The sequence below is a fragment of the Limosilactobacillus sp. genome (assembly GCF_051873075.1).
Lineage (GTDB): Bacteria > Bacillota > Bacilli > Lactobacillales > Lactobacillaceae > Limosilactobacillus.
The window spans coordinates 24,168-33,853 of sequence record NZ_JBJEEM010000059.1 but is presented as its reverse complement, the minus strand read 5'-3'; the positions used below and the strand labels follow the sequence as shown (position 1 = coordinate 33,853).

The following is a 9,686-nucleotide window of genomic DNA, read 5'->3' as shown; positions in this document are numbered from 1 at the left end:
GAAGACCCTACACATTTAGTTCGTCAAAACTTTGTTCAGTTTTCAAAGGTCTACCAAGTTGCTTAACACAACTACTTAAGTTTAACATTTCTCAATTTCAAAGTCAAGAACTTTTTTAATTAAGAAATTATTTGAAGCAGTCTCACATAACTCACGAGACAACTTTATTATATTAACAAATCATCAAATCATTGTCAATAGCTATTTTGAAGAAGTGATCAAAGATGATTATCAATAACCGCTGCTCCGTAACAGCATGTATTAATATACCAACCTCACCACCATTCGTCAATACCTTTTTTCTAAAAAATCAGAAAGTGTTCTGAAAGTCGTACAGGCAATTGAATACTTCGATTGCTACCAGGTCAAGGTCATCAAAACGGAAACGTTCATACGGCCGGAAGCGAACATAGACAAACTCATCCCGGTCACGAATATAAGTCACCTCACACACCGGAATTCCAAACTGTTCAAATATCCGCCGCTGACGATTACCCGTATGGTCATTGCGCATAGCATCTAATCGTCGAACGATCTGTACTAACTGTGAAGCAGCCATTACATCTCTCTCCTTAAATTACTAATATATCTACCCTACTATATCCCAATAAAGTGCTTCAACCAATTTACCGTCTAAAAAAGTCGAAGCATCCCTAACACAAGTGCTTCGACTATTATAATTATTCCGTTGCTACCCTATCCGGCTTGATCATCAGCGCGAACATCCCCGCAATCATCCCGAAGTAGTAGGTGATCAAACGCCACAGGATCATCGCCAAGACTAGTTTGGTATTGGAATGAATAAAACTGGCAAAGAGAACCGAAAAGCTATACTCGGCTCCCCCAGCGCCACCAGGAATCGGGAAAAGTGAGATGATCATGAAAATCAAGACGTGCAGACTCACTACCATAACAAAGCTAATGTGGTGAATCCCCAGCGCCAGCATAATGAAATATGGAATCATGTAGTAGAAAAAGAGTTGGAGCAAGGTAACCACACAGACCCGGCCCATCATCCGATATTCACTCTTCATCTTCAGGCTCTCCTGGTAGAAGGAATCGACCATTTCGTTCAAGCGGACCTTCATCCGCTCATAGCGTTCGGCCTTAACAAAGATCGCAACTGGCCGGATCAAGAGGTTCATCGCCTTCTTCGTAAAGTTATACCAGTACATCACCATCAGCAGGCCGACGATCACGGACAAGTGGATCAAAAAACCTAGCACCACCAGGATCGCCAGTGCGTGCAATTTCTCCTCGATGTAGTGAAAGCCAATTATAAGACTGATGATGAAGTTAATAACGATCATCGCCTGAAACACTACGAACTTCATCAGCAGAACCGAACTGGCTCGACCGCCATCGACTCCAGACTGAAGCATCGCCACCAGCTGAGCCGGCTGGCCACCTGTTGAGAATGGAGTGATCCCATTAAAAAGCTGCTCAATTGGGGGCAGACGCAGGGCATCCTTCCAGGTGAAGTCACGGTGCCGATCCTTCATGAAGATCTTCACCACGACCCCCTCCAGGCCTAGATAAAGGCAAATACAAAACAGGGCCACCAGCATCCATCCCCAGTTCAAGGTATTAACCTCACGAACCAGCAGGTGGAGATTGACCGTCCGCAGAGAATAACCAATTATGCCCACCCCGATCAACATCATCAGGATGAGAACTAACCAATTTCGTCTATTCACGAGCCTATTCCTCCTGTGCCTGCTGACAGTAAAAATCATGCCAAACCTGTGCTAAATGCTCCTTAGAGTAACGCTGGGCAGCCAGGCGGGCCTGATGTTGCCAATGGGCCAACCGTGCTGGATCATTGCGCAGCAAGGTCAATTTTAGTTGCATCTCATCAAGGTTCTCCGCTGGCTCATAGTCACCATCAATAATCGAATGATAGAGATCCAGGTCCCGTAGCATAACCGCATTACCACAACTAAAGGCTTCCAAAACCGACATAGGGAACAGCTCATTATATGACGGCAGTAAAAAGAGATCAGCTGCATTGTTTAGTTCGGCAATTTCGTCCCGTGAAACGATCCCCGTGAAACGCAGGTTCTCTGGGGGATTGTCCACCACTTGTTTGAGCTCCCGGTAGCCATCTGTCAGCCGGCCAAAGGAAAAGCCGCCTGCCCAGACAAACTGAACGTCTTCATTTTGCCGGGCCAGCTGGATAAAGTCCGGCACCCCCTTACGCTCCTGAACCTGACCACTACCAAAAACGATAAAGCGATCCTGGGGCAAGTGATACTTGTCACGGAGCGCCCGCTTTTTATCCAACGTCACCGGGTGGAAACGATCACTATCAACGAAGTTCGGAATGTAGCTGATCTTCTCCTTGGGGATCCCATAAGCCACTAGCTTATCGATAAACGACGGGTTGACGACCACCAAGTGATCCATCCGCTTATAAAAGGCGATGACATACCGATAGAAGATCCCCCGAAATGGCTGTGGAATTTTTAAGCTTCCCTCCAGCGTCTCCGGCAGAAAATGGACATAGCCGATCTTTTTGCCCCGTTTAGCAGAAAAAGTTGAAAAGTAAAACGGCAGGTCAATCGTGTGGTAGTGGCTGATCGTTGATGGCCGATACTTGTTGATCGCAATATCAAATTCATCCTGGAAATTGGCTTCCAACAAGTGAACCAACTCGAGGTACGCGCTGCCGACCCCTTGACCAGCGACCTTATCTGCTGATGAAAACATTGTAATCTTAAGCATAATGACTCCTTAATCAGTGAAACAAACGGTGTCGTGGCTTGGACACCTGTTTTGCAGCTAGTCTCTGCTGACAGTCGATGTAGAATTGCACCACCTGTTGGGCAAAAACCTCCGACGAAATCGAATGCAATTTGGCCTGGCGACGGGCATGAGATTCCTGGTCATTCGGGTGGTCAAGGTAGTACAATGCCCCGCGCACCAAGTCACTCTGCTGTTGGAAGCTCATCCCAATTGACGGATCGTCAATCAGTTCATCGGTGTACTCACTCCGCATCACCACAATCGGCAAGTCGGATGCCAACGCCTCATCATAGGTCAGCCCCTGGGATTCTGAATCGGATGCTGATACAAAGACATTGGCCATCTGATAGTAATGGTGAACGTCACTATTATCCACTTCACCGGCAAATTGAATATGGTCAGTCAGGCCGAGCTGGCGAACCTGGCGCTCCAGGGACTGCCGAGCCGGCCCCGCTCCCACAATGAGCAACTGTACTGTGGGCCGCTTGGCAAGAATGTCGGGCATTGCCGAAATCAAGGCATTGATGTTCTTCTCGTAAGCCAACCGACTCAAGGAAAGCATGACTGGGGTATCATCAGAATAGCCATAATGTTGGCGAAGTTCACGGACCTGCGCGGCTGAATCCCGTTGGCGGTATACCCGCAGGTTAATGCCGGTCGGGATCACCCGAATCGGCGCAGTCACGTGATAACTCCGCATGGTATCGAGCACCCGGTCACTGGGCGCGATTACCCCGTCGATGCTCTTCATGTAGAGGTGGACAAAGGTGGCTACATTGCGCGGCTTGACGATGTGGCCATTGGCAATGTAGTGCAGATAGTCCTGGTACATCGTATGGTAAGTGTGCAGGCACGGAATCTTTAATTCGTGGGCCACTAACTTCCCCATCATCCCCAAGGCAAATTCCGTCTGGTTATGGACGATGTCGAGCTGAAACTTCTTGGCCAGCCGCACCGCACGGAAAGCACCCCGGACAGCAATCCGCCGTTCCTTGAACGAGACAAAGGGGATGCTGGGAAAGCGATAGATGCCCTCTTCAACATCGTCATGCTTTGCCTGGGGGTCGGTAGTCGTGAAGATGTAGACATGGTGTCCCTGGGCAATCAGTTCATCGCGGAGGGTCTTAATAGAGGTCGCGACACCACTGACCTGCGGAAAATATGTATCTGTAAAGAGACCGATATTCAATCTAGTAGCTCCTTTTAATCTTATTTAACCATAATATTTTATTATACTCGAATATTTGTCAGAATGACATTTCATTCCATTCTAAGATTAATTAGTCCTACTGACAAGCTCCTAACAAAACAAAAACAGAGGGGGAGAAAGCAGACCTTCTCTCCCTCTGTTAATCCTTAATCTTTGCGCAGCATTGGCACATATTCTTTTACTAGCATCTCTACCTCATCGGCACTGCGCGCGGCCAAGGCGCGGTGAACAAGGGGTTGAAGCTGGCGATTATTCAAGTGGCTGATCAAAGAGCGGATCGGCAGGATCTGGCTGCTGTTCATCGAAAACTCGTCCAGCCCCATTGCCGTCAACAACGGGGTTGCCAGTGGGTTGGCGGCCATCTCCCCGCACATGCCAACCCATTTACCTTCAGCATGGGCCGCGTCGATCACCCGTTTCACCAAACGGAGAACCGCCGGATGGAGTTCCTGGTACAGGTAGGAAACCCGGGAATTCCCCCGATCAGCCGCAAACAGGTATTGGATCAGATCATTGCTCCCAATGCTGAAGAAGTCAACATCAGGGGCGAAGACATCAGCCATCACCGCCGCCGACGGAACTTCCAGCATCATGCCGACCTCGATATTATCGGCCACCGCTACGCCTGCCCGGCTCAGCTTCCGCTTCTCGTCATCCAGCATCTCTCGTGCCTGGGTAAACTCCTCGGGGGTCGCAATCATCGGGAACATAATTGCTAGCCGCCCGTAGACCGACGCCCGCAACAAGGCCCGAAGCTGAGGACGCAGAACAGTCGGTTCCGCCAGCCCAATCCGGATCGCCCGAAAGCCGAGGTAAGGATTCTCCTCCCGTGGCAGTTTGAGCATCCCCAGGCGTTTGTCCCCGCCAATGTCCAGGGTCCGGGCCACCACCCGTTGCTGGTCCATGCCGCTGACAAATTGACGGTAGGTATTGAACTGTTCTTCCTCACTCGGCAACTCCGGCTGATTCATGTACAAGAATTCGGTCCGCAAAAGACCAATCCCCTCGGCACCATGATCCCGCGCAACGGTAATGTCACTCAGCGCCCCGACATTAGCGGCCACCTCGTACTTACGACCGTCTTGACTGGCCGTGTGCTGGTCACGAAGGGCACCCCAAGCTTGCTGCTCCCTGGCAAACTCACCGGCCAGCAGACGGTAGTGTTCCAACTGCGGTTCGGTCGGATTAACAATCACCTTGCCATGGATCCCATCGATAACCAGCAGGTCGCCGTTCTTAATCTTCTTGGTCGCCGTATTGGTCCCGACAACCACGGGCAGGGATAGGGTCTTAGACATAATGGAAAAATGCGAAGTCCGACCCCCATAATCGGTTACCAGTCCCGCCACATAGCGCCGGTCAAACTGGGCCATGTCAGTCGGCGTAATGTTTGGCGCCACCAGAATCGCCCGGTGATCCAGGGCGGCAGGATTGGGCAATTCGACGCCGAGCAGGTGACTGATCACCCGCTTGTAGACGTCTTGAGCGGCCAGGGCTCGGGAACTCAGATAGTCGCTATCCTTTTGTTCCATCAGTGCTAGGTAATGGTCAGTTGCCAGTTTGACGCCCCACTCTGCCGTATAGGAATGTTGTTCAATTAAACGTTCAATTGTTGTTAGGAGGACGGGATCATCCACCATTGCCAGCTGGGCATCCACCACTGCGGCCGCCTGGTGGCCAAGGTCCTGGTGGGCCCGCTGTCGGATGGCCTTTAATTCTTTGGTGGTTAAAGCAAAAGAATCACGAAGCCGGGCGACTTCATGATTCTTATCAGCAATATGCTGTTTCGTAATGGATAGATCTGGCCCTACTAATAGGTAAGCCGGAGCAATAGCAACGCCACTACTCGCCGCCAACCCATCTAGTAGTAAAGACATTAGTCAGTCAATCCTTCCTTCTTCATCGTTTCAGCAACGGCGTCCAAGGCTTCCTTTTCGTCGTCACCGTTAGCAGTGATGGTAACGTCAGCGTTTTGGCCAACACCAAGAGACATCACACCCATGATGGACTTCAGGTTAACGCTCTTGCCCTCGTAGGACAGGGTTACATCTGAGTTGTACTTGGATGCAGTTTGTACCAAAATAGTTGCCGGACGGGCGTGAATACCAGTCTCAGCAGTAATTGTAAAGTCACGTTTTTCCATACTTAATCAGTCTCCTTCGAGCAGATTTACTTAATTATCAGCGGCCATATACCTCTGATACACCTCGATACGTATATTTTAGCAATTGTAAGCGTTAAATACAAGATCACGAAAAATTTAACTTGGTCTTTTAACGAATTCATTCACGCTGCCGCAAATGATAGGTAATCTTTCCACCAATGTTGGCCTTCCCTTCGATCTGGGTTCGGTACGGATAAGCGTGAAAGACCCGTTGAAACTCCTGAAAATTCTCCGGGGTGATCTCAAAGTGGTCAATTTTACCGGCACGCAGGTCGTCGAGTTGCTGTTCAAAGTTTTCCATTAATTATTACCCCCTCAAAGATTTTAACACATATCAAATAAGCATCACCTATTTTAGCATTCTAATGCAAAGAGTGCTAAAATCTAACTAGGCATTGGACAGTTGCTTACGCCGGCAAGTCCTTACGATTTTTTGAAGTTAGTACTTCTGGCTTGCTTTACGACAAAAAGTAAGTATAATGTAATCAATGGTCAAGAAAGGTCAAACATATTTTGACCTTTTGCCCATACTTTTTAAGGAGGTATTTTATTAGATGCTCTGTCAAAATTGTCATCAAAATCCCGCGACGATTCACTTGCAAATGAATTTCAACGGTCAGCGGGTTCAAATCGACCTCTGCCAAGATTGTTATCAAAAACTACAAAACCTTCAAACAAATATGATGAACGGGGGGAACGGAATGAATAACAACTTCAATTTTGGAAGCCTCGAAGACTTCATGAACGCAATGAACAACATGCAAAGCCAGGCCGCAGGTAATGGTCAAGCGGCCGGCGCCCAGGGTCAACGCCAAGGCGGCCGACGCGGCGGCAAGGGGGTGCTCGGTCAATACGGGATCAACCTCACCGACATGGCCCGGCAAGGTAAGATCGACCCGGTAATTGGTCGGGACAATGAGATCAACCGGGTCATCGAGATCCTCAACCGGCGGACCAAGAACAACCCGGTCCTGATCGGTGAAGCCGGGGTCGGTAAGACGGCCGTTGTCGAGGGGCTTGCCCAAGCGATCGTTTCCGGTGAGGTGCCAGAAAAGCTGGCTAACAAGGAAATCATCCGGCTTGACGTCGTTTCCCTGGTTCAAGGAACTGGGATCCGTGGTCAGTTTGAAAAGCGGATGCAACAACTGATGCAAGAGGTTCAAAAGAACAAGAATATCATCCTCTTCATTGACGAAATCCACGAGATCATGGGTGCCGGGAACGCCGAGGGCGGCATGGATGCCGGAAACGTCTTGAAGCCAGCCCTTGCCCGGGGTGACTTCCAACTCGTCGGGGCCACAACCCTCAACGAATACCGGAAGATCGAAAAGGATGCTGCTCTCGCCCGGCGGTTCCAACAAGTTGAGGTGGATGAGCCATCTGTTGAAGAGACCATCAAGATCCTCAACGGTATCAAAGGTCGTTACCAGGACTACCACCACGTTAAGTACACGGACGATGCCATTGTCGCCGCTGCCAAGCTCTCCGATCGCTACATCCAGGATCGATTCCTGCCAGACAAGGCCATCGACCTGCTTGACGAAGCGGGTTCCCGGAAGAACCTTACCCTGAAAACCGCTGATCCAAACACGATTGAAAACGAGATCCACACGGCCGAGGCTCACAAGCAGCAAGCCGTTGACAATCAGGATTACGAGAAGGCCGCCTTCTACCGTGACCAGGTCACTAAGCTGGAAAAGGCCAAGAAAGCTGCCGAAGAGAACCACACCGAAGACTCCGCAACGGTTACCGTAACCGACATGCAAAAGATCGTTGAAGAAAAGACCAATATTCCGGTCGGTGACCTGCAGAAGCAAGAAGAAAACCAGCTACGGGACCTCGATAAGAAGCTTGAGGAACACGTCATTGGCCAAAACGAGGCCGTTGATAAGATTGCCCGGGCCATTCGCCGGAACCGGATTGGTTTGAACAAGTCTGGCCGGCCAATTGGTTCCTTCCTCTTCGTTGGCCCAACCGGGGTCGGTAAGACCGAAACCGCTAAACAGCTTGCCAAGCAACTCTTCGGTTCCAAGGACGCTATGATCCGGTTCGATATGTCCGAATACATGGACAAGACGTCTACCTCTAAGCTGATCGGGGCTGCCCCTGGTTACGTTGGCTACGAGGAAGCCGGCCAGTTGACCGAACAGGTTCGCCGGCACCCATACAGCTTGATCCTGCTCGATGAGGTTGAAAAGGCCCACCCAGACGTTATGCACATGTTCCTGCAAATCCTCGATGACGGACGGCTGACCGATTCACAAGGCCGGACCGTTTCCTTCAAGGACACGATCATCATCATGACGTCTAATGCCGGGACCGGTGATGCCGTTGCCAGTGTTGGTTTCGGCGCTGAGGCCAGTGGCAATACCCACTCTATCATCGACAAGCTGACTAACTACTTCAAGCCGGAGTTCCTCAACCGGTTCGATGACATCGTTCAGTTCAACGCCCTCACCAAGGACAACCTGATGAAGATCGTCAGCTTGATGATTACGGACGTCAACACGATGCTCAGCGACCGTGGTCTCCACATTGACGTGCCAGAAGACGTCGAGGCTAAGCTGGTGGACCTCGGCTTCGATCCGAAGATGGGTGCTCGTCCGCTGCGTCGGGTCATCCAAGAACAGATCGAAGACCGGATTGCCGACTACGTGCTTGACCACAATGATGTCAAGCAATTGGCCGCTAAGCTCGATAATGATGGCAACATCACCGTGACCGCAGCTACGGCTCCTGCTACCACTAACGTTAATACGCAGGAAGACTAATCATTAACTTGCTGGGGCGTTAGAGGAGTCCCGTGAATAAAAGAAGAACCGTGCAGAATTTCTTCAGTGAGCTTCTGCACGGTTCTTTTATTATGTCCCCGCTCTCAGGTGGGGATGCTTTTATTGGCCCAATCGCCGCCGGACTTCAAGGACCGGCAAGGCGATCAGCGGGACAACGATAATCGCCAAAGTGAGTTCGGCCAGGCCATTGGTCGCCATAATCGCCAACAAGGCCGGTAAGAGGTGGCTGACGTCAACCCCGTAGGCATGGGCCACGGCCGGGGTACGGTAGAAGAGGTAGATCAAGCCCAGGACCAGGCCGGTGTTGGTAATGGACCCGGCCACTGCCGCCAAAATCGCCGCCCAGCGTTTAGAATGACTGTAACAGACAACCAGGCGGAAGAGGTAACCAGCCACCAGCCCAATCATGATCCGCGGGAAGACAGCCACCAGCGGATTGGTAAACACCAACGGCGCCAGCGGGCTCGTTGGTGCCACGAAGGCCCGTACCCAGGTCAAGAGGCCCCAGATACCACCGATGATGGCGCCCTCTCCTGGTCCGAGAGTGATTGCCGCAATGATGACGGTAATGTGAAGGGTCGTAATGCTCAGTGGTCCCAGGGGAATGTTACCAAAGAACGGGACTAGATCCTGGATAATAATGATCGCCATAAAAATCGCCCGCAGCGTGTTCCGCCGAATGCGTTGGTGCCTTGTCATTCTCTTCGCTCACTTTCGTAATGAATAGGTAAATTCTACCAGATCAAGGGTAACTTGGCTATTCTTAATAACCAGT

The 9,686-nt window shown here is 50.6% G+C and carries 9 protein-coding genes; 1 reads left to right on the top strand and 8 read right to left on the bottom strand.

What is annotated here, in order from left to right; translation table 11 throughout:
• Positions 1–310: 310 nt before the first annotated feature.
• The 7 genes from ACI31J_RS06635 to ACI31J_RS06605 form a co-directional block, all read right to left on the bottom strand.
• Complete coding sequence (locus tag ACI31J_RS06635) at positions 311–559, bottom strand: DUF1797 family protein (protein WP_439773642.1); 249 nt, start codon at positions 557–559, stop codon at positions 311–313.
• Between the two features lie 121 nt (positions 560–680).
• Complete coding sequence (locus tag ACI31J_RS06630) at positions 681–1,697, bottom strand: lysylphosphatidylglycerol synthase transmembrane domain-containing protein (RefSeq protein ID WP_439773641.1); 1,017 nt, start codon at positions 1,695–1,697, stop codon at positions 681–683.
• Between the two features lie 4 nt (positions 1,698–1,701).
• The gene (locus tag ACI31J_RS06625) at positions 1,702–2,724 is read right to left on the bottom strand and encodes a glycosyltransferase family 4 protein (RefSeq protein WP_439773640.1); all 1,023 of its coding nucleotides are present in this window, start codon (positions 2,722–2,724) and stop codon (positions 1,702–1,704) included.
• Positions 2,725–2,737: 13 nt separating this feature from the next.
• On the bottom strand, positions 2,738–3,934 hold the full coding sequence (locus ACI31J_RS06620) for a glycosyltransferase family 4 protein (RefSeq protein ID WP_439773639.1): 1,197 nt from the start codon (positions 3,932–3,934) through the stop codon (positions 2,738–2,740).
• 167 nt (positions 3,935–4,101) lie between these two features.
• Positions 4,102–5,832 carry a phosphoenolpyruvate--protein phosphotransferase gene (gene ptsP, locus ACI31J_RS06615; protein ID WP_439773638.1) on the bottom strand — a complete coding sequence of 577 codons (1,731 nt, stop codon included), beginning with the start codon at positions 5,830–5,832 and terminating at the stop codon, positions 4,102–4,104.
• Entirely contained in the window at positions 5,832–6,098 is a 267-nt protein-coding gene (locus ACI31J_RS06610) for a phosphocarrier protein HPr (RefSeq protein ID WP_289577332.1), read from the bottom strand. Before ACI31J_RS06610 ends, ptsP begins: the two co-directional genes overlap by 1 nt.
• A 139-nt stretch (positions 6,099–6,237) precedes the next feature.
• Positions 6,238–6,420, bottom strand: coding sequence for a hypothetical protein (locus ACI31J_RS06605; protein WP_439773637.1), 183 nt, complete (start codon positions 6,418–6,420; stop codon positions 6,238–6,240).
• Between the two features lie 253 nt (positions 6,421–6,673).
• On the opposite strand from ACI31J_RS06605, the gene ACI31J_RS06600 reads away from it, so the two are divergent.
• Positions 6,674–8,890 (top strand): AAA family ATPase, encoded by a 2,217-nt coding sequence (locus ACI31J_RS06600; protein WP_439773636.1) that lies wholly within the window; start codon positions 6,674–6,676, stop codon positions 8,888–8,890.
• Positions 8,891–9,010: 120 nt separating this feature from the next.
• On the opposite strand, the gene ACI31J_RS06595 is transcribed toward ACI31J_RS06600, so the two are convergent.
• Complete coding sequence (locus ACI31J_RS06595) at positions 9,011–9,610, bottom strand: ECF transporter S component (RefSeq protein WP_439773635.1); 600 nt, start codon at positions 9,608–9,610, stop codon at positions 9,011–9,013.
• Positions 9,611–9,686: the final 76 nt, after the last annotated feature.